Origin of the sequence: Prevotella veroralis DSM 19559 = JCM 6290 (assembly GCF_000377625.1) — a bacterium.
Lineage (GTDB): Bacteria > Bacteroidota > Bacteroidia > Bacteroidales > Bacteroidaceae > Prevotella > Prevotella veroralis.
In genome coordinates, this window is sequence record NZ_KB898329.1 from 99,689 (window position 1) to 120,323 (window position 20,635).

The window sequence follows — 20,635 nt, forward strand, 5'->3', positions numbered from 1 at the left end:
TTATTGCTGAATAAGCTGTCGCATAGTGGCGAGCTTCGCTTCAGTCTCTTGCCATTCGTTCTCTTCTATGCTCTCTTTTAACAATCCACCACCCGCATAGAGCTGACAAGCCGATCGAGTGATATGCATGCAACGGAGTGTTACATAGAGTTTTGCAAGCCCATCGTTCCCCAATAAACCACTGAAACCACTATAATAAAGGCGGTCAGTATGCTCGTGACGAAGGATGAATTTGTGTGCCTCCTCCTTAGGAATACCACACACAGCAGGCGTTGGGTGAAAGGCTGTTAGGAAACTTCCGAGTCGCTGTGTGTCCTTGAGTCGGAAGGAGAAATCTGTTCTTAGATGAGCTAGATGGGCTGCCCGAGAAGTGAAAGGTTCGCTTTCCGTGATGTCGCTAGCGAACGGCTGTAAGCAAGTTCGGATGTAATCGGCAACCAGTTGTTGCTCTTCTCGGTTCTTTTCAGACCATTGAATTTCCTCTCCTTCATATCTCATCGTACCAGCTAAAGCCATAGTTCGGTAGCTTGTTACGTCTCCACGCAACAGAATCTCAGGACTTGCCACGAGCCACATACCCGTTTGTGCAGTATAGAAAAGTGCAATGTACGATCGTGGATACCATTTGCATGCCTTGAGAAAGATATCTCTAGGATTCATCTGTTCGTCTTTCTTCTCCACGATGGTGCGTGCCAATACCAGTTTGCGGAATGAGTTGCGATTCAATTCATCGTGGAAACAAGTGAAGTCATTGTGGTATTGAATACGAGGGTCAATTTCCGAGGTCTCCAAATAAGCCTCATCTTGCCCGTTCGGAATGGCTTCAAAGCCCTTACTACCATTTAAGGGCAAGACAGATGATTGTCCGCTTTGTCCGTTAAGTAAGTAGATTGGATGAGTAGTATTGCTGGCGAAAGGTGCAATCACAAACCCCTTATGCCCGTCAAGTTCTGTTAGTGAATCTAAACGAGTGGGTTCCTCTTGTTGAGAATAGCAGTGACAGACTTCCTCGAAAGGCTCACGATAGATAAAAAATGCGTCCATTTAATCCTCTCTCGGTGCTATAACGTAGTTGGTTACTTGTACGGTTGAGATGAGCTCACCCTCATCATTCTTGATATCTATGTGCCAAACGTGCAGTGTGTGACCCTTATGAACGAGCTTACCATAGGCAGTTACAGTTCCACCATAGGGCATTGCCTTCACATGGTTACCGCTTATATTGATTCCCAAAGCCATCTTTCCAGGGCAGAGAGCCATTGAGCCGACTCCTGCTAAGTTCTCCGCCAAGGCTAATGAGGCTCCTCCTGATAGAAAACCAAAGGGTTGTTTATTTCGATCATCCACAGCCATGCGAGCCTTTAACGTGTCTTGTTCGGGAGTAGAGATAAACTCCATGCCCAAAGTACGGCTCAATCCGTCAGCGTCTTTAATCTTATTCCAAATCTTTTCTACGTTCATGTCGATCTTACTTAATGTATTGCAAAGATACTAAAAACAACTGGAAATCCTTTTCGAAAGGGTTTGTTTTGATGCAAAATAGTGGTTGGTGGAGTTGACAAGTAGACGAGTAGACAAGTAAACAGGTTGTTAGGTGGAGTTGACGAGTAGATGAGTAGACAAGTAAACAGGTTGTTAGGTGGAGTTGACAAGTAGATGAGTAGACAAGTAAACAGGTTGTTTGTTTTGTTGGATGTAGCTTCTCAAAGTAGGGACAGACGCCCTCGTCTGTCCGCTTATAAAACCCTACATAACAACCTGTAGGCTACATCCCCTCCTTTGGAGGGGCTTGGGGAGGCTTCTTCTTGGTTGTGCTTTGGCGGACAGACGAGGGCGTCTGTCCCTACTTTGTGGTGTGTTTTCAAATAGAATGAGAGTATAGATTCATTGGTAACTAACAAGAAGCTGAAAACATAGAGATACACTTCTCCATTTGAAGAGGGCGTTTCTTCGATATGAAGAGAGGCTTTCTTTAATGCAAGGAAACGCCCTCTTTGCATCAACGAAACGCCCTCTTCAAAGTGAAAGGAGCTTTTTCTAACTGACTTCCGTTAGGCACTCCTCCCCTTAGGGGAGGCGGGGGAGGGGTTGTGGGGGAGGCTGTGAGGAGTAGAGCCAACATCCCTTTCCTATGCAATGCCAATATAAAAAAGGCTAAAAGCACCCTTGTTTGCGATTATTTTAGTAAATTTGCACATTATAAGAATATACTCGATTTATTATAAAGATGAACATTTTAGAATTGTCAGAGCAGGAGATTGGACGTCGTCAAAGCCTGCAAGAATTGCGCGAGATGGGCATTAATCCATACCCAGCAGCAGAGTTCCCAACCAACGCTTACTCTACTGATATAAAAGAGCAATTCGATGAGAACGAGCAAAGAGAAGTAACGATTGCAGGACGAATGATGGGTCGTCGCATCATGGGTAAGGCTTCTTTTGCAGAGATTCAGGATAGTAAAGGAAGAATACAAGTATATATTACCCGTGATGATATATGTCCGGGAGAAGATAAAGAGTTGTATAATAAGGTCTTCAAGAAGCTCCTTGACATTGGAGACTTCATCGGTGTTAAGGGCTATGTGTTCAAGACTCAGATGGGAGAGATATCTATTCATGCAAAAGAGATAACTCTTCTTTCAAAGAGTTTGAAGCCTCTTCCAATCGTGAAGTACAAAGATGGCGAGGCTTATGATAAGTTCGAAGACCCCGAACAACGCTATCGTCAGCGTTATGTTGACCTTGTTGTTAACGATGGAGTTAAAGATACTTTCTTGAAGCGTGCCACAGTCTTGCGTACAATGCGCCAATTCTTTGATGAGGCGGGGTACACGGAAGTGGAGACACCAACCCTCCAGAGTATTCCTGGTGGTGCTAGTGCACGCCCATTCATCACCCACTTCAATGCGCTCAACATTGATATGTACATGCGTATCGCTACTGAGCTTTATTTGAAACGACTCATAGTTGGTGGCTTTGAAGGTGTTTACGAAATTGGTAAAAACTTCCGTAACGAGGGTATGGATCGCTTCCATAACCCAGAGTTCACCTGTATGGAGCTTTATGTTCAGTACAAGGACTATAACTGGATGATGTCTTTTACAGAGCAGTTACTCGAGAAGATCTGTGTTGCCGTTAATGGGAAACCAGAGGTGCAGATGGGTGATAAGGTGATAAGCTTTAAGGCTCCGTTCCGTCGTCTACCTATTCTTGAGGCAATAAAGGAGAAGACTGGCTTTGATTTAGAGGGTAAATCAGAGGACGAGATACGTGATATTGCATTGAACAAGTTGAAGATGGAGACCATAGATGAGAGCTTTGGTAAGGGCAAACTCATTGATGAAATCTTTGGAGAGTTCTGTGAGGGAACTTATATTCAGCCTACTTTTATCACCGACTATCCGGTAGAGATGTCTCCACTCACTAAGATGCACCGCTCAAAACCAGGCTTGACTGAACGTTTCGAGTTAATGGTCAATGGTAAAGAGTTGGCTAATGCTTACTCCGAGTTGAACGATCCGATTGATCAAGAGGAGCGTTTCTTGGATCAGATGCACTTGGCTGATAAGGGTGATGATGAGGCTATGATCATTGATCAAGACTTCTTACGTGCATTGCAATATGGTATGCCTCCTACCTCAGGTATTGGTATCGGCATTGACAGACTCGTGATGTTAATGACTGGCAAGGAGTACATTCAGGAGGTAATGTTGTTCCCTCAGATGAAGCCGGAACCAAAGATTCCACAAGACTCAATCAAAGATTGGGCTGCTCTTGGTGTATCAGAAGATTGGGTATATGTGCTGCGTAAGGCAGGTTTCAACCTAATTACTGATATCAAGGGAGAGAAGGCGCAAGGCTTACAACAGAAGTTGGGTGAGATCAATAAGAAGTATAAACTCGGATATGAGAAGCCTTCTGTTGATGAGATCCAGAAGTGGATTGACGAGGCTGGAAAGTAATTGGAAGAAGTGAAGAGTTGCCTCTTCCTCCTTTAACTACCTAAGAAGAATGTTCAACATAGGTAAAATAGCAATCATTGGTAGCGGTAGCTGGGCAACGGCTATCGCTAAGATTGTTGTGGAACATACGCATCACATAGGTTGGTATTTCCGCCGTGATGATAAGATAGAAGAGTTTAAACGGAGAGGACATAACCCTACCTATCTGACGAGTGTTAGGTTCAATATGGATGAGATAAGTTTCTCGTCTGACATTAATAAGATTGTTCAGGAGTATGACACATTGGTCTTTGTGACCCCATCTCCTTATCTGAAGGCTTTGTTGAAGAAGCTAAAAACAAAGCTCAATACGAAACTTATCGTTACAGCTATCAAGGGTATTGTGCCTGATGAGAACCTTGTTTGCTCGGAATACTTCCATGAGGCATACAAAGTTCCTTATAATAATCTGGCAGTGATAGGTGGTCCTTCGCATGCAGAAGAGGTTGCTATGGAACGTCTTACATATCTAACTGTCGGTTGTTCTGACCTTGAGAAGGCTCGAAGCTTTACAGAGGTGTTAGCATCCAATTATGTTAAGACAAAGATATCACCTGATGTTCTCGGTATAGAATACGCCTCTGTCTTGAAGAATGTATATGCCATTTCAGCTGGTATCTGTGCTGGTCTGAAGTATGGCGATAACTTTCAAGCAGTGTTAATGTCGAACGCTATGCAAGAAATGGATCGTTTCTTAAAGACAATCAACCCTATTCAACGATCTATTATCGATAGCGTTTACCTTGGTGATCAGTTGGTAACGGGATATAGTAACTTCTCTCGTAACCACACCTTTGGTGCGATGATTGGTAAGGGATATAGCGTTAAGTCGGCTCAATTAGAGATGGAGATGATAGCCGAAGGATACTTCGGAACGAAGTGTATGAAGGAGATTAACCGCCGTCTACATGTAAATATGCCGATTCTAGATGCCGTGTATAACATCCTTTACGAACGTATAAGTCCACAAGTAGAGATTAAATTATTAACAGATTCATTTAGATAAACACAAATGGAAAGTATTAAGTTAGACATTTCAAAAGCAGCTCAGTTTTTGAATTTGGGTGCGGTAGAGGCTTATGCTCCTCACGTAGCTGCTGCCCAAGAAGCATTGGAGAAGAGCACTTGTCCAGGTAACGATTTCCTAGGTTGGTTACACTTGCCATCAAGTATAACTACCGAGTTCCTTGGTCAGATACAAGCGGTTGCCAACACTCTTCGTGAGAAGTGTGAAGTGGTTGTTGTTGCTGGTATCGGTGGTTCTTATTTAGGTGCTCGTGCTGTCATCGAAGCCTTAGGTAATAGTTTTGCTTGGCTTGTGAATGACAAGAAGAACCCAACAATCTTGTTCGCAGGAAACAATATTGGTGAGGATTATCTCGCTGAACTTACCGCCTATTTAAGCGATAAGAAGTTTGGTGTCATTAATATTTCTAAGTCTGGTACTACCACAGAGACTGCTCTTGCATTCCGTCTTTTGAAGAAGCAATGTGAGGAGCAACGTGGTAAGGAGACTGCTAAAGACGTTATTGTAGCTATCACTGATGAGCACAAGGGTGCTGCTCGTGCTGCTGCAACAAAGGAAGGTTACAAGACATTCATCATTCCTGATAATGTTGGTGGACGCTTCTCTGTTCTTACACCAGTTGGCTTGTTACCTATTGCAGTAGCTGGTTTCGATATTCAGAAACTTGTTGAGGGTGCACAGGTAATGGAGAAGGAAACGGCTAATGACGTTCCTTTTGCTAACAACATCGCAGCACGTTACGCTGCTGTTCGTCAAGGTCTTTACTCACAGGCAGGCAAGAAGATTGAGATAGTTGCTAACTTCCAACCAAAGCTCCATTACTTTGCAGAGTGGTGGAAACAGCTCTATGGTGAGAGTGAAGGTAAGGATCACAAGGGCATTTTCCCTGCTGCTTGCGACTTTACAACCGATCTCCATTCTATGGGACAGTGGATTCAAGAGGGCGAGCGTTCTATCTTTGAGACTGTAATCTCTATCGAACAGCCTAACGCAAAGTTGCTCTTCCCACATGATGATGAGAATCTCGACGGCTTGAACTTCTTAGAGGGTAAGCGTGTTGATGAGGTTAACAAGATGGCAGAACTTGGTACTCGTCTGGCTCACGTAGATGGTGGTGTGCCTAATATTCGTGTGAGTGTACCAGTATTGAACGAGTATTATCTCGGTCAGCTCATCTACTTCTTCGAGAAGGCTTGCGGTATTAGTGGTCTTATCCAAGAGGTTAATCCATTCAACCAACCAGGTGTTGAGGCTTACAAGAAGAATATGTTTGCTCTTCTCAATAAGCCTGGTTACGAGGCAGAGAGCAAGGCTATTCAAGAAAGATTGACTAAGGAATAAGAGCCACCCCAAGCCCCTCCAAAGGAGGGGAAGTCCTAATAAACCTCCACGAATGGGGAAGAGTAGCTAACAGAAGTTAGTTAGTTAGGTGTTTAGAGAGTATTCTTTAATAAGATTCTAATGTATCCTCAAGTCCTGCACTAAGGTGTGGTACTTGAGGATAATAATATATAATAAGGTGAAAAAAGCTACTATATCATCCCAATCCCAGCAAGACATCCCCTCCTTTGGAGGGGCTTGGGGAGGCTTCAATTCCCCTAATATCCCTTCCTTTGGAGAAGCTTGGACAGGCTTCAAAGTCGTCCTCTTCGACATGGATGGGGTGCTTTATGACTCAATGCCGAATCATGGTGTTGCCTGGCAGCGTGCTATGAAGGAGTTTGGAATACACTTCACGCTGGAGGATTCGTATGCAACTGAAGGTGCTAGAGGGGTTGATACCATTCGTAAATATGCTCGCGAACAACTCGGAAAGGAACTGAGTGAGGAAGAGGCGCAACGGATGTATGATGTGAAAGCACACTATTTTCATGAGATGCCAGAAGCTAAAATCTTCGATGGTGTGCTCGATCTCATGCAGAAGATAAAGCGCAGTGGACTGAAGATTGGTATTGTAACAGGCAGTGCACAGCGACTGTTGATAGAGCGTGTGACACATGATTTTTCCGACTTTATCACTCGGGATCAGGTAACTACAGCCTTTGATGTGAAGCGTGGTAAGCCTAATCCTGATCCTTATCTTATGGGCTTGAAGAAGGCGGGCAACTATTCTCCATCCGAGGGAATTGTTGTAGAGAATGCTCCTTTGGGCGTTCGTGCCGGTGTAGCAGCTGGTTGTTTCACCGTAGCAATCAATAGTGGACCATTGCCCGATGCGGCTCTTCTGGACGAAGGTGCCAACATCCTCTTTCCAACTATCCGTGAGTTCGCCGACAAATGGGAACTTCTTTTATCTCATTTCCCCCATTATTAAGCCTTCATCTCCCTGATTCTTATATCGCTCCAAAGTGTGGTAAACATTAGTTTCTACTCCCCTCTCCATTCGGAGAGGGGTTGGGGTGCTTGATGAGGCTTTTTCTTTTGTTTTTATTTGGCTAGTTAATTAATTATTCTTACCTTTGCGCCCGTTAAGTGAGAATTAACTTATTAATAATGATGTTACAAACAACGAATTTCAATCAAGCTAACGTTTGCGCCTTACATAATAAAGGTGTAAATGCATGTGCCATTGCGTTGGATTCTTTAACATCTAAAAACGAGAAAAAGATAGCAAATAATTTGGTAGTTCCAAATATTTGTATACTCTCTCTAGTAGAGCAGACGTAAATTACACATTTTTTCTTCTCGCGTACGCGCGCGCGAAGCGTGCCGCAAACCCTGTAAACAAAGGACTTCTAGGAGTTTCCTTTGTTCTTTTTTTGTGTCCGTACCTAAACCGAAATATAGAAAAATTAAGCATGAAATAATAGCTATTTTAATCAATAAACAAACAGGATTTGCTAATTGTGTTTCCCTTAAAAATTAAACAAAATGATAGTAATTGAAAGAAGAATTTATCAAAAACCCAAATGTAACATTGTTTGTACAGAGACAGAAAACCTATTGGTTTATGCCAGCGGTAATGCTGGAGTGATTCAACCTGGAACAACTGTTGGCGATGCTAAACGCAACTTTTTGAATGAAGAAGAAGGCGGGGACAGTATATCTTGGGTAGAAACAGAAAAGATTTAATAATTATCAGAAAGGACAAGGCATGAATAAGTTTGTGAAAAGAAAAACTATTGGGTCAGTAATACAAGGCATGTGTTATGTTTTTGTAACCTTATTGTTTACTGTTAGCTGTGCGAAGGACGATGTTGTTCAAGAGAACAAGCAAAAGAAAGATAATATCCCTGCTGGTGCAATCGTCTTTACAGGTGTTTCTCAAATGGAAGTCACAACACGTACGGTAATTCTTAATCATACTAAGGGTTCGGATGCTTCTGTAAATTGGAGTAGCACGGATAAGATATGGGTAAAGGACGATGCTGGAATCTGGCAGCAGAGTGGAGCTGTAACATTTCCTTTTGCCACAGATAAAACGAAAGGAGTATTTGCCCTCTCTGGTACTTACACAGGTACTACACACGATATTCTATATACAAACAAGGCAATTGGAACGCAACCATAAGTTGAGATAAAGGCAACACAAGTACAGTCCATCCCAAACAACTTTGACCATGCAGACGAATCGGGCGATTTTGGAATCGCTACAGGTAACAAAACTGGTGATATTTATAAGTTCACCCTTAATCACAAGGCTGCTTATCTCTGTTTTATCCCTCGATCAAGTAACCCATACGTAAATCGCAGTAAGTTGATTAAGGTTGAGATTATGAGCGACGATAATATTGCTGGTACTTACGACATAGCAGCTAATGGAGCTCTTACCCTCGCTTCTAGTGGTTCAAAGACAATTACCATAACAACTGGTTCGGGCTTTGATATAGACAACTCTACCGACGATATGAGTAAGAATGCAACCTATGCAGTCATTGCTCCTGGTACACATAAAGTCCGTATTCGCTATTGGCTTCGCAATACAACAGATAACCCAGGTGGCACAATAGAGGGAACTGTATCCAAGTATGTCACGCTAAATTGCACTGCTGGTTCAATTCAGGATATAACAGCTAATCTTGACCCACATGAGTACAATGGCGATCATTATTATCTGTGGGATGCTCTAAATCAATATTGGAAGGGGTACGAATGGGACTTAGGCGGTAATCAACCAACACTCAGTAGAGGGCTCTCAGGTGCAACAGAATCTAGTAATTATCCTCGGGAAGGTGATTCTCGTTATTTTAACACAATCTTTCCAGGTTCTCATGTAAATAATCCAGCTATAAATTCTTGTGAAAGGCTTCCTAATGCAAATGGGATGGTTTGGTATGCAAAAGATGGAGATCCCCATTGGGATGGTGACGAATTATGGGTAACAATGGGTCACTTATATAAAGGTGGAATTTGGTTTAAGAAGAGAGCATATATAAGTGGGTTTAACACGAACAATGCTCCAGGCTATGGCGATTGGCGATTGTACGATCATACTAATTATTACTGGTCAGTATCCAATATTTTACCTTTAGTAGAAGATGCAAATAAATACTTTTACCTGCCTGCTTCTGGTTACTATAGTACAGGTCGGTTGTACAGTGTTGGCGACGGAGGATTCTACTGGTCATCTAGTGCGAGTCCATCATCAGCAGGGAGAATCTTCGCATACTGCTTGTACTTTCATCGTGATAAAATCTTTGTGGATACCTTTGGTCGCGGCAACGGATTGAGAGTGCATGCATTTGAATAGTCTCTTCCAAGCCCACTTTCGGATAGGATATGTTTGGCGGATATGTTTCCTGTCGCTGCACTCACCGTATCTACGCGCTGGCGGATGCGTATCTACGGACTGCTAGATACGCATTGCGCAGCTGCTAGATACGTATCTGACGGCAACGCTCACCGCATCTGTCGGCACGTAGATACGGTGAGCGCAGCAACGGGATACGTATTCGACAGGAGAGAGATGAGGGAAAGGGGGGATTTAAGTGATGAAAGGCGGGAAATAAACAAAGAAAATAGAATAGGGCGGCATGAAGATGCAACGAATAGGCGCGGAAGCGTGCTGCCCTACGCTATGATAAACAACAATAGTATTAATAATTTAAAAACCAAAGAATCATGAGATTTAAATTAGTTCAAAAGAAGAATCCGCAGAAGCGGGAGGAAGTGAAGTATTATGCTAATCCGGTAAACGTTGGGCATAAGTCGCTGGATGACATTGCACGTGATATTGCGGGGCGTTCGTCGTTGACGCGTGGTGATGTGTCGAACGTGTTGTATAACTTTATTGATTGTTTGCCACATTACCTCCGTGATGGTTTCAGTATTCAGTTAGGTAATTTTGGTTCGATGCGTGTCACGTTGTCGAGCAAAGGAGCGGAAACAGAAAAAGCCTTTAAGACTGAGACGATTAAGCCGCGTGTAGTCTTCACGCCTGGCACAGAATTGAAGCACGAGTTGGGTACAAACTCTTATGAGTCGGTAAGAAAACGTGATGAGGAGGAAGAGAAAAAGAAAGAAAAGAAGAACGGAGAGAAAGAAAAGAAAGAGGAGGGAAGTGGACCAGTGGCAGGGTAAAAAGCCCCCTCCAACTCCCCCGAAAGGGGGAGAGTGCCTGACGGAAGCTAGTTAGGATATGATACCACAAAGTAGGGACAGACGCCCTCGTCTGTCCGAAACATCCTAACATTGGGAGCGGACAGACGAGGGCGTCTGTCCCTACTGTTAGTATATTGAAAGGGGAATGAATATGTCATTAGGAAATATGTCTGTATGTTATTGTGTCTTTGATTTGTTCCTCTACTTTGTCTTTAAGGCAGAGTTTGTTCTGTCTTGAAAGCATGTTTTATGTGTCAGGAAAGTGTTTTCAAGCTTTAAAATGCCTCTCTATACTTGTTTTCTTCCTTGTCTTCGAGCATAGAAAGATAGCTGTTGTATCGACTTTCTGATATGTAATGGTCTTCAACAGCCTTGCGAACGGCACAACCAGGCTCATGTGTGTGGGTACAATTAGAGAATTTGCAGTGCTCGGAGAACTTAAATATCTCACGGAAGTAGCTTGTCAACTCCTCTCGTTCTATATCAAATGTACCGAAGCCCTTTATGCCTGGGGTATCGATGAGATAACCTCCAACGGGCAACTCCAGCATCTCGCTGAATGTTGTTGTGTGCATACCCGTGTTGTGCGCATCGGATATGTCGGCTGTACGAAGGTTTACGTGGGGTAGGAGAGCGTTGATGATGGTTGATTTTCCAACACCACTGTTCCCACTTAGTAATGTGATTTTATTTGCTAACAAGGGGTTCAGTTTCTCTACACTGAACTCATTGGAAGTTTCGCTAGTGGCTTGTACTTCGATACATTCATAGCCTATAGTCTCATAGAGTTTCATCACTGCATGCTGATACCGCAGTTCTTCTTCAGATAGTAAATCGTGCTTGTTGAAGACCAAGGTGACAGGTACTCTGTACGCCTCTGCACCAGCTAGAAATCGATCAATGAATGTTGTTGAAGTTTCAGGATAATTGATAGTTACCACCAAGAAAGCCTGATCAATATTGGCAGCAATGATGTGGCTCTGTTTAGAAAGATTCGGCGACTTCCTTATAATATAGTTTCTTCTATCCTCAATCTCGGTTATAAATGCCGTACCCTCTTGGTTGGGCGTGATGACAACATGGTCGCCAACAGCCACGGGGTTGGTAGAGCGAATCCCTTTTAATCGGAAGTTACCCTTTATCTTGCAGTCTATGTTTTTACCATTCTCCGCCTTTACGGTGTACCAACTGCCAGTGTTCTTTATTACTAAGCCACGCATAAATAAATAAAAAAGAGTGGCCCCTCCCCCTACCCCTCCCCCAAAGGGAGGGGAGTAGTTACCGTTATTAATCCAAATAGAATAGTGGTAGTCGGTAGATATTACTCCCCTCCCTTTGGGGGAGGGGTAGGGGGAGGGGCCGTTGTGTGCTTTATTAAACGGTCATAATCTCTTTCTGTTTCTCTGCTAGAAGCTCATCTACCTGCTTGATAAACTTGTCGTGAACCTTCTGTAAGCTAAGTTCAGCGTCTTTCTCGTTGTCTTCTGATAGACCATCTTTGATAGCTTTCTTCAGCTTGTCTTTGATATCAGAACGCACATTGCGAATCTCGACCTTTGCTCGTTCACCGATTTTATTGCATTGTTTCACCAAGTCTCTACGACGCTCTTCGGTTGGTTGAGGTAAGTTTAAGCGAATCATCTCACCGTTGTTCTCTGGTGTGATACCCACATCAGAATCCATGATAGCCTTCTCGATGTCCTTAATAGCTTTCTTATCCCAAGGCTTAATAGCAATGGTACGTGCATCAGGCACCATGACTGAGGCTACTTGATTCAGTGGAACCTTTGAACCATAAGAGTCAACTCGTACGCCATCAAGTATGGCTACGTTTGCACGACCAGCTCGGATGCGTTGCAATTCATCGCTAAGATACATTGCTGCCATCTCCATTCTTTCGCTGGCATCATTTAATGTCTGCTTTACGTCTAACATATATCTTTAGTATTAAATATTCGATGTTACAAAAATAGGAATTAATTCGGATATGCACAAGAATTTACTTTACTTTTCCTAAAGGAGGTCTTCTATTTGCGCCATCAGTAGTTGGATGACATGTTCCAGACCATCTTTGTCTTCTGTACTAAAGTCATCAAATCGGGTGCTATCAATGTCTAACACACCCCTAAAATGGCTTTGAGAGTCATACATGGGAATAACGATTTCGCTTCGAGAACGACTGCTGCAAGCAATATGACCAGGGAATGTCTCTACATTAGGAACGATTAGTGTGCGACCTTCCTCCCATGCCTTGCCACAAACACCCTTACCATAAGGAATCGTGTAACAGGCTACTGACCCCTGGAATGGTCCGAGTCTCAACATATTCCCATCCTCTTGAAGATAAAAGCCCACCCAAAAGAATCGTTCTGGAAACGCTTCATGCAATGCAGCCGAAACATTCGCAAGAATGCCAACCAGATTTGTTTCATCCTTTATCAAGCCTGCAATCTGCGGAATTAATTGCTCATATTGCTCTTTCCTTGTCATGCGTTCTATTGTTGATAGTTGGCTAATTGCTCTTCAACCATGTTGGTTAGTTCCACAAACTGCGGTATTGATAATTGTTCAGGACGCTTCGTCATGATGTCTTGCTCATAGAATCCATCCGTTGGTTTACCATTATTAAATATCTGACGAAGGCTTACACGCAACATCTTCCGTCGTTGGTTAAAAACAGTTTTCACCACTCTTTTGAATAATTGTTCATCGCAACCAATGTCTGTTACATCGTTTCTTGTCATGCGAATCACTGCACTCTTCACCTTTGGAGGAGGGTTAAATACATTCTCATCCACAGTGAACAAGTATTCCACATCGTACCATGCTTGAATCAAGACAGACAATATCCCATAAGCCTTCGAGCCAGGTGCTGCTGCCATGCGGAGCGCAACTTCTCTTTGAATCATCCCCGTACAGCAAGGTATCAAGTCCTTATAATCAAGCATCTTAAAGAATATCTGCGATGAAATGTCATAAGGGTAATTACCTGTCAAGACGAACTGCTTACCATTAAATATCTGTGTCAAGTCCATTTGAAGGAAGTCCTCTCCAAGGATATTCTCGTGTAGTTTGGGGAAACGTTCATATAGATACGCAACACTCTCAGCATCAATTTCAACTGCTTTAACCACTCTTGGCTTCTCAACAAGGTACTGCGTGAGCACTCCCATACCTGGTCCAATCTCCAAAACAGGTATCTCTGGGCATGCGTCAACAGTATCTGCAATCCGTTTAGCAATGCTTAAGTCAGTTAGAAAGTGTTGACCTAAATTCTTCTTGGGCTTGACTAATTTCATGATTTTTACGTATTTGCCTACAAAGATAGGCATTTTATTTTGCTTTTAAAAGCATTTTACTTATCTTTGCTCAATATATGAATACAAAGAAACTGTTCAATAAGATCATCAAGATAGTACTTCCCCTTTTGCTTGGAAGTGCCATCTTGTATTGGATGTATCGCGGTTTCGACTTCTCTAGCATTAGTCATGTTCTCTTGCACGAGATGAATTGGACGTGGATGATTATCTCTCTTCCCTTTGGTATTCTGGCGCAGGCTTTCCGTGGATGGAGGTGGAAGCAGAGTCTAGAACCTATCGGGGAACATGCCCGTTCATCGGTTTGTGTTAATTCAATCTTCCTTTCTTATGCCGTTAGTTTACTCATTCCTCGAATCGGAGAGTTTGCTCGTTGTGGTGTTCTGAATCGTTATGATAAGGTTGCTTTCCCAAAGGCTATCGGTACAGTAGTGACCGAACGGGCGGTAGATACGCTCATCGTCATTCTTATAACATCTATTGCCTTTGTTATGCAGATTGGTGTTTTCTCAAACTTCTTTTCGCGTACAGGGACTCGAATTGACGATTTCTTAGGAATGTTCTCGGCAACTGGATGGTTGGTAACAGCCGTCTGTGGTGTTGCTTCCCTCATCCTTTTTTATAATATTCTACGCCACCTTTCTATATATAAGAAGGTGAAAGAAATGCTAAGTGGCATTTGGCAAGGCATCAATTCATTAAGGAGAGTGAAGAATATCCCACTCTTCCTCTTCTATAGTATAGCGATATGGGGCAGTTATTTCTTGCATTATTACCTAACGTTCTATTGCTTTCTTTCAACTGCACACCTCGGTCTTTCTTGTGCTTTAGTGAGCTTTGTTGTGGGTTCGATAGCCGTTATCGTCCCAACACCTAATGGTGCTGGACCATGGCATTTTGCAGTGAAGACAATGCTAATACTTTATGGTGTTGCTGACAATCAGGCACTTTATTTTGTATTGATAGTGCATACTATCCAAACATTTTTGGTCATTCTCTTAGGCATTTATGCGTGGGTAGCATTGAACTTTACCAAACCTTATGTTTCATTGGATAGTCCTGCCAAACTCACCCGACCAATAGAAAATGTATAATATAAGCCAAACAACAATTATAGTAATAACCTTTTAATATCAACATTATGAGTGAAATCAGAAATCTTAAACCAGTAGGCTTGTGGAGAAACTTCGATGATTTAACACAGATTCCACGCCCATCTGGGTACATGGAAAAGGTGCAGAAGTTCTTATTAGACTTTGCTGCAAAGGTAGGAGTAGAGGCATTTGTCGATGCTGGCGGTAATGTGGTAATGCGTAAGGCAGCCACTGCTGGCTATGAAAATCGTAAGACAGTTCTACTCCAAGCACACATGGACATGGTTCCACAAAAGGCTCCAGATAGTAATCATAACTTTGAGACTGACCCTATCGTAACCCACATTGAGGATGGTTGGGTGTATGCAAACAACACTACATTAGGTGCTGATGACGGTATCGGAGTTGCTGCTATCATGGCAATTATGGAGGATAAGGACTTGAAACATGGTCCTATTGAAGCCATCATTACACGTGATGAAGAAACAGGAATGTTTGGTGCTAACGAACTCCCAGAGGGTGAGTTGCATGGAGATATCCTCATGAACCTTGATTCAGAGACCTGGGGTAAGTTCGTTATAGGCTCTGCTGGCGGTGTAGACGTTACATCAACACTTGAATATAAAGAGGTTGCGAATGATCAAGAGGCTGCTGTAAAGGTTACTTTAAAGGGACTTCGTGGTGGTCACTCTGGACTTGAAATCAATGAAGGACGTGCCAATGCTAATAAGGAGATGGTACGTTTTGTTCGCAAAGCAATCACCGAACTCGATGCTCGGTTAGCTGGTTGGCAGGGTGGAAACATGCGTAATGCCATTCCTTTCAAGGCTGAAGTTGTCTTAGCCTTACCACAAGCTAATGTCGTTGTACTTAAGGAACTCGTTGAGAAACAGAAGTCTGCTATCAAGGACGAGTATAAGGGTATAGAGGTTGTTGATAATGTAGAATTCTTCGTAGAGGACGTAGATAAGCCTGTAGCTCTTCTACCAGTTGAGATTCAAGATAACCTCATCGACGCTATTTATGCTTGTCACAATGGTGTCTTGCGTATGATTCCTTCTTATCCAGATGTGGTAGAAACCTCTTCAAACCTCGCTATCATCAATATCGAACCAACAAAGGCTTCTATCAAGATCCTTGCTCGTTCAAGTCGTGAAGACATGAAGGAGTATATCGCAACACAATTGGAAAGCTGCTTTAATATGGCTGGTATGAAGACAGTCTTTAGTGCTCATTATGGCGGTTGGGACCCAAATCCACAGAGCGAGATCCTTAGCTTGTTGCAAAAAGTATATAAGGAACAAAACGGCGAAGAGGCAATTGTGCAGGTAGATCACGCTGGTCTCGAGTGTTCAATCATACTTGGTAAGTATCCAAATATGGATGTTGTCAGTCTTGGACCAACGATTCGTAGTCCTCACACAGCTAAGGAACGCTTTGAAATCGCTACTGCTGAGCCATTCTGGAACTTGTTAGTTCAGACCTTGGAGGAGATTCCTGTGAAGTAAGATAATGGTCGTTGAGAGCCTCACCCGACCTCACTGAAAGAGGGAGAAGATGCCTCACCCCCGCCCCCTCTCCGAATGGAGAGGGGAGTAGATAGTGCTATTGGTGTATGGAGGGAAAGGTTTAGTCGGGTGTTGTGAGGCATTGCTTCGTTAGCAGCGGATAAAAAGACGAAAGATAAGAAACGCCTCCTTCGAAAGAAAGGGGGCGTTTCTTCGATATGAGGAGAGCCTCTCCTTAGTAGAAAGAAACGCCCTTCTCCAATGGAGAAAGGCGTTTCTTGTTTTCTTACTTATGAGTTTTGAATATTGAATGAAGCAATTCTCCCCTTTATCCTAACCAACTTCCGTTAGGCACATCCCCCTCTTCGGAAGGGCTTGGGGAGGCTTTTTTTGGTATTCTGTGGGGTATTAAAATGCCCAACCAAAGCCGAGATAAGGGTAGAGCACAGCCTTTTTAATAGCGTTCTTCTCACCTAATGTGAAGGAAGGATTCACACCCACACGGAAAAGGAAGCCCTTGTTTGAAACGTGACGATAGCCAATGTTACCAAAGAAATAGTATCCGAAACGGTTGTGACTCGTGTTATAACCAAGGTAAGTAATCGTCTTTCCACCGATAGTTCTTTGCGTTATCAGGTGCGCCTGTTGGTCAGGAGTGAGCGTGACAGGACCTTCAAGGGTTTGAATGTCACGATCGTGAGAGTTGTAAATACCCACGTTAGCGCCAGCCCCCAGCTCTAAGTTGTTCTTTTGAGAGCCTATAAGATAGTTTACCTCCAATGGAACTGAGTAATAACGAATACTACCATAGTTACCAAAGAAGTTGGAGTTGCTACCGAAACCGAAGCTAAGACCTGCTCTCCAACCCCATTTTGTATGGTCGTTGAAACGCTGATCATAATTGATACCTACCATGTTTGAGGCTCCTAAAAGCTCCAAGTAGACAGCTTTGTCTTTCTCAAGTCCATCTGAATTAGGCTCTACTGCCATCATGTTTGTTGCTAAACTTAATACAATCGAAAGTGTAAGTAATTTCTTCATAAGAATCTTCTTTATCATTATCTTTTAGTTTTCTGGCTGCAAAGATATATTTTTTTTTGATATATATAGACACTTTCTCGGTTTTTTATTTGTACTTTTGCAATATACTATATACTCGTTTCAATCATCGAAGAAAGTTCTCTTGACAGGTTGAGCGAATAAATATTTAGGTAGCAGTGGTAGGCATCTTCACATTAATATATAATGGTCTTTTCAGCTTGGCAAATACATTCTTCCGCAGAGTGTGGGGGAGTGAACGTTGTCAACGATGGCTACAAAAGAAACACCTAAAGGCTTATCGCTTTGTTATGGGGCAACAAAACTTGCTCTCAACCATACGTTGTGAGATGGTAGATGATGGTCGTGAGGTCTATTGGTTTCATGCTGCTTCCTATGGAGAATACAATGTTATTCGTCCGATTATACGGACTTTAAGGAACGAGAGACGCCGTTGCATCGTTACTTTCTTTTCATCATCTGGTTACATTGCGTTGATGAATGAGAACGAGAAAAGCCATGAGGTGGATAACATTTTCTACCTTCCTTTAGACACGAAAAGCAATGTTAAGGAGTTTCTTGACATCGTGAAGCCTTCAAAGGTAATCTTTGCTATCTCTGAATATTGGGTAAATTACTTGTCAGAATTGCATCGCCGCAAGATACCAACCTATCTTGTTTCAATGTTAGTAGCTGATAGTTCTTATCTTCTGAAGTGGTATGGTTACCCCATCCGAAAGGTTTTCAAGGTCTTTACAAAGTTCATGGTCTTGGACGAACGATCGAAGGAGAATCTGGCAAAGATAGGCTTTAATAATGCAGAAGTGATAGGTGATCCTTTGTTTGATAACGCTATTCGCATAGCCAAAGAGCCTTATCAGAATGCAGTAATAGAGAAGTTTTGTGCAGACAATACGCCCGTCTTTGTGGCAGGGAGCGTGAGCGATGCTAACGATTTATCGCTTGTGTCTTCTTTAATTGAGCACGAACCAGATGTTAAATTCCTTGTTGTTCCACATGAGATAGATGCAGTGACACTTCGTGAGGTGCAAGAAAAAATACCTGCAAAGTCATTGTTATATACGGAATGTACCGCAGATACCGACTTTACCGATGTGCAAGTATTGGTAGTTAATATCCTTGGCTCGCTCTCACGTATCTATCGTTATGGTAATTGGGCATACGTTGGAGGTGGTTTCACAGCCTATCTGCATAGTGTTATCGAACCAGCTGTTTATGGCATACCCGTGGCTTTTGGTCCAAGAATAGAGCGTAAGACAACCCCGAAAGAGATGGTTCGTCGAGGTATAGGAGCGATAGTCACAACGCCAGAAGGCTTGTGTTACTGGTTTAATCAGGTGAGAGAAGTAAGGGAACAGGAGGATGTGAAGAGTCGGGCAACGGCTTTCATAGAAGCAAATGCCAACTTCACTCAAAAGGTTTGTGCAAACATAGAGCAATGAGAAAAGTACGTTATTATATATTCCTCGGTCTCCTCAAGTGTATAGCCTTGCTGCCTTTCTGGTGCTTGTATCGGATAAGTGACTTTATATATCTCGTTTTGCGGTATGTTATTCATTATCGGAAACGAGTGATGACAGGTAATATCAGTAGGTCATTCCCAGAGTTAAATCAAAAGGAGGTAGGCGTTATCACCAATAAATTCTATCGTCATCTGGCTGATGTCATAGTAGAGTCTGTGAAACTTCTGCATGTCAGTGACGATGAGATGAAACGCCGAATTGAGGTCTATAATGGCGATGAGGTGGAACGCATAGCGGCTGATGGTCGCCCCGTAATCCTATTCCTTGGGCATTATGGTAACTGGGAGTGGGCACAGGAAGTATCGCATTATTACAGTCGACCAGCATTCACTTGTGAGTTATATCGACCTGTAAAAGACAAGGTGATGGACGATTTGATGTTACGCATCCGAAGCCGTTTTAACACCACACTTGTTACACAGCAAGAAGCCATCCGATTCCTTTTAAGGAAGTATCGGAGTAATGAACAATTCCTCGTGGGGTTCATATCTGACCAGCGTCCGAATAGTCAGAACCTTCATAACTGGACACAGTTTCTGCATCAAGACACCGCTTTCGCTGTGGGAGGGGAGGAGATAGGTAAGCACGTAAAAGCCCACTACTTCTTCCTACATGTTGAGAAACCGCGACGTGGTCACTATGTTATGACCTTTCAAGAGGTGCGTCCTGAAGAGGATAAAACGAAGTTCCCTTATACTTTACAATACCTCCGCATGATGGAGGAGAACATCCGTAAGCAACCCGAGCTATGGCTTTGGTCGCATAACAGATGGAAGTTTGACAGGGACGGGAACGCCATTCATTAGAAGTACTAAATAATAGATACAATGAATATCGTATGTGTAATTCCTGCGCGAGCAGAGTCTTCGCGCTTTTTTGAAAAGCCTCTTGCATTGATCTTAGGCAAGCCAATGATACGTTGGGTGTGGGAACATTGCAAGGAAGTAGAGCAGTTCAGTGAAGTGTATGTAGCAACAGATAGCGAGAAAATCAAGGCTCTCGCAGAATCGTTCGGAGCGAAAGTTGTTATGACAGCATCTGATCATGACACTGCAACAGAGCGTCTTTATGAGGTGTCAACAAAGGTTGATGCAGATCTATATGTCATGGTGAATGGTGATGAACCATTGTTGACTAAGGACTACATCACGCAGTGTATCCCTGCAAACATAGGTGAGGGAGAGATGTATGTGTCTAACCTTATGACCGATTTCCACAACCCTGTTGAGGTCGTTGATTCGACTAACTTGAAGATAGTAACAGGTCATAACAACCGTTGCTTATTTATCTCACGCAGTCCAATCCCATATCCAAAGGGCAATATGGATTATGTTTATCATAAGTTCGTGGGTGTAGGTGCTTTCAATCATAAGGCTTTGGAGTTCTATCATACGACCCCTCGTGGACCTATAGAGAAGATAGAAGAGAATGATTCCTTCCGCTTTATCGAGAACAATGTGCCTATTTATTACTACAATTGCCATTGTCGCTCACTCTCAGTGGACAACCACAAAGACATTGCGGGAGTTGAGGCTATTATGAAAGGCGAAATGGAATAAAGAGGAA

At 42.9% G+C, this 20,635-nt stretch carries 20 protein-coding genes; 13 read left to right on the plus strand and 7 right to left on the minus strand.

Annotated features, from left to right (window positions below; all coding sequences use genetic code 11):
* Nucleotides 1–1,044 carry an isochorismate synthase gene (locus tag D464_RS0106040; RefSeq protein ID WP_018910604.1) on the minus strand — a complete coding sequence of 348 codons (1,044 nt, stop codon included), beginning with the start codon at nucleotides 1,042–1,044 and terminating at the stop codon, nucleotides 1–3.
* On the minus strand, nucleotides 1,045–1,461 hold the full coding sequence (locus tag D464_RS0106045; RefSeq protein ID WP_004382426.1) for a PaaI family thioesterase: 417 nt from the start codon (nucleotides 1,459–1,461) through the stop codon (nucleotides 1,045–1,047). It abuts the gene before it with no gap.
* Between the two features lie 766 nt (nucleotides 1,462–2,227).
* Between D464_RS0106045 and lysS the strand changes: the two genes are divergently transcribed.
* The 8 genes from lysS (at nucleotide 2,228) to D464_RS0106085 (ending at nucleotide 10,547) form a co-directional block, all read left to right on the plus strand.
* Complete coding sequence (lysS, locus tag D464_RS0106050) at nucleotides 2,228–3,961, plus strand: lysine--tRNA ligase (RefSeq protein WP_018910605.1); 1,734 nt, start codon at nucleotides 2,228–2,230, stop codon at nucleotides 3,959–3,961.
* A gap of 49 nt (nucleotides 3,962–4,010) precedes the next feature.
* The gene (locus tag D464_RS0106055) at nucleotides 4,011–5,006 is read left to right on the plus strand and encodes an NAD(P)H-dependent glycerol-3-phosphate dehydrogenase (RefSeq protein WP_018910606.1); all 996 of its coding nucleotides are present in this window, start codon (nucleotides 4,011–4,013) and stop codon (nucleotides 5,004–5,006) included.
* A 6-nt stretch (nucleotides 5,007–5,012) separates the two neighbouring features.
* The gene (locus tag D464_RS0106060) at nucleotides 5,013–6,368 is read left to right on the plus strand and encodes a glucose-6-phosphate isomerase (RefSeq protein WP_018910607.1); all 1,356 of its coding nucleotides are present in this window, start codon (nucleotides 5,013–5,015) and stop codon (nucleotides 6,366–6,368) included.
* Nucleotides 6,369–6,546: 178 nt separating this feature from the next.
* Nucleotides 6,547–7,341, plus strand: coding sequence for an HAD family hydrolase (locus D464_RS0106065; protein ID WP_018910608.1), 795 nt, complete (start codon nucleotides 6,547–6,549; stop codon nucleotides 7,339–7,341).
* Nucleotides 7,342–7,898: 557 nt separating this feature from the next.
* Nucleotides 7,899–8,099 (plus strand): hypothetical protein, encoded by a 201-nt coding sequence (locus tag D464_RS0106070; protein WP_018910610.1) that lies wholly within the window; start codon nucleotides 7,899–7,901, stop codon nucleotides 8,097–8,099.
* A gap of 22 nt (nucleotides 8,100–8,121) precedes the next feature.
* On the plus strand, nucleotides 8,122–8,538 hold the full coding sequence (locus D464_RS14140; RefSeq protein WP_322786080.1) for a hypothetical protein: 417 nt from the start codon (nucleotides 8,122–8,124) through the stop codon (nucleotides 8,536–8,538).
* Nucleotides 8,539–8,742: 204 nt separating this feature from the next.
* Nucleotides 8,743–9,717 carry a hypothetical protein gene (locus tag D464_RS14145; protein WP_306302062.1) on the plus strand — a complete coding sequence of 325 codons (975 nt, stop codon included), beginning with the start codon at nucleotides 8,743–8,745 and terminating at the stop codon, nucleotides 9,715–9,717.
* A gap of 371 nt (nucleotides 9,718–10,088) precedes the next feature.
* Nucleotides 10,089–10,547, plus strand: a complete 459-nt coding sequence (locus tag D464_RS0106085) for an HU family DNA-binding protein (protein WP_018910612.1) — start codon at nucleotides 10,089–10,091, stop codon at nucleotides 10,545–10,547.
* A 296-nt stretch (nucleotides 10,548–10,843) separates the two neighbouring features.
* Here D464_RS0106085 and rsgA read toward each other — a convergent pair whose 3' ends face one another.
* The 4 genes from rsgA to rsmA all read right to left on the minus strand — a co-directional run bounded on the left by rsgA (nucleotide 10,844) and on the right by rsmA (nucleotide 13,867).
* Nucleotides 10,844–11,788: a ribosome small subunit-dependent GTPase A gene (rsgA, locus tag D464_RS0106090; protein WP_018910613.1), complete on the minus strand. Its 945-nt coding sequence runs from the start codon at nucleotides 11,786–11,788 to the stop codon at nucleotides 10,844–10,846.
* A gap of 154 nt (nucleotides 11,789–11,942) precedes the next feature.
* On the minus strand, nucleotides 11,943–12,503 hold the full coding sequence (gene frr / locus D464_RS0106095) for a ribosome recycling factor (protein ID WP_018910614.1): 561 nt from the start codon (nucleotides 12,501–12,503) through the stop codon (nucleotides 11,943–11,945).
* Between the two features lie 78 nt (nucleotides 12,504–12,581).
* On the minus strand, nucleotides 12,582–13,058 hold the full coding sequence (locus D464_RS0106100; RefSeq protein ID WP_018910615.1) for a GAF domain-containing protein: 477 nt from the start codon (nucleotides 13,056–13,058) through the stop codon (nucleotides 12,582–12,584).
* A gap of 5 nt (nucleotides 13,059–13,063) precedes the next feature.
* A complete protein-coding gene (gene rsmA, locus D464_RS0106105; protein ID WP_018910616.1) occupies nucleotides 13,064–13,867 on the minus strand; it encodes a 16S rRNA (adenine(1518)-N(6)/adenine(1519)-N(6))-dimethyltransferase RsmA in 804 nt (267 codons plus the stop codon).
* A 77-nt stretch (nucleotides 13,868–13,944) separates the two neighbouring features.
* On the opposite strand from rsmA, the gene D464_RS0106110 reads away from it, so the two are divergent.
* Both D464_RS0106110 and D464_RS0106115 read left to right on the plus strand, forming a co-directional pair.
* On the plus strand, nucleotides 13,945–14,979 hold the full coding sequence (locus tag D464_RS0106110) for a lysylphosphatidylglycerol synthase transmembrane domain-containing protein (protein ID WP_018910617.1): 1,035 nt from the start codon (nucleotides 13,945–13,947) through the stop codon (nucleotides 14,977–14,979).
* 47 nt (nucleotides 14,980–15,026) lie between these two features.
* Nucleotides 15,027–16,487, plus strand: a complete 1,461-nt coding sequence (locus D464_RS0106115; RefSeq protein ID WP_018910618.1) for an aminoacyl-histidine dipeptidase — start codon at nucleotides 15,027–15,029, stop codon at nucleotides 16,485–16,487.
* Between the two features lie 408 nt (nucleotides 16,488–16,895).
* Here the strand turns inward: D464_RS0106115 and D464_RS0106120 are convergent, their stop codons facing one another.
* Nucleotides 16,896–17,528 (minus strand): hypothetical protein, encoded by a 633-nt coding sequence (locus tag D464_RS0106120; RefSeq protein ID WP_208854298.1) that lies wholly within the window; start codon nucleotides 17,526–17,528, stop codon nucleotides 16,896–16,898.
* A 218-nt stretch (nucleotides 17,529–17,746) separates the two neighbouring features.
* Between D464_RS0106120 and D464_RS0106125 the strand changes: the two genes are divergently transcribed.
* The 3 genes from D464_RS0106125 to D464_RS0106135 are packed head-to-tail and all read left to right on the plus strand — an operon-like array spanning nucleotide 17,747 to nucleotide 20,628.
* Nucleotides 17,747–18,988, plus strand: a complete 1,242-nt coding sequence (locus tag D464_RS0106125; RefSeq protein WP_238309016.1) for a 3-deoxy-D-manno-octulosonic acid transferase — start codon at nucleotides 17,747–17,749, stop codon at nucleotides 18,986–18,988.
* Nucleotides 18,985–19,875: a lysophospholipid acyltransferase family protein gene (locus D464_RS0106130; protein WP_024985689.1), complete on the plus strand. Its 891-nt coding sequence runs from the start codon at nucleotides 18,985–18,987 to the stop codon at nucleotides 19,873–19,875. Before D464_RS0106125 ends, D464_RS0106130 begins: the two co-directional genes overlap by 4 nt.
* 21 nt (nucleotides 19,876–19,896) lie before the next feature.
* Complete coding sequence (locus tag D464_RS0106135) at nucleotides 19,897–20,628, plus strand: 3-deoxy-manno-octulosonate cytidylyltransferase (RefSeq protein ID WP_018910622.1); 732 nt, start codon at nucleotides 19,897–19,899, stop codon at nucleotides 20,626–20,628.
* Nucleotides 20,629–20,635 lie beyond the last annotated feature (7 nt).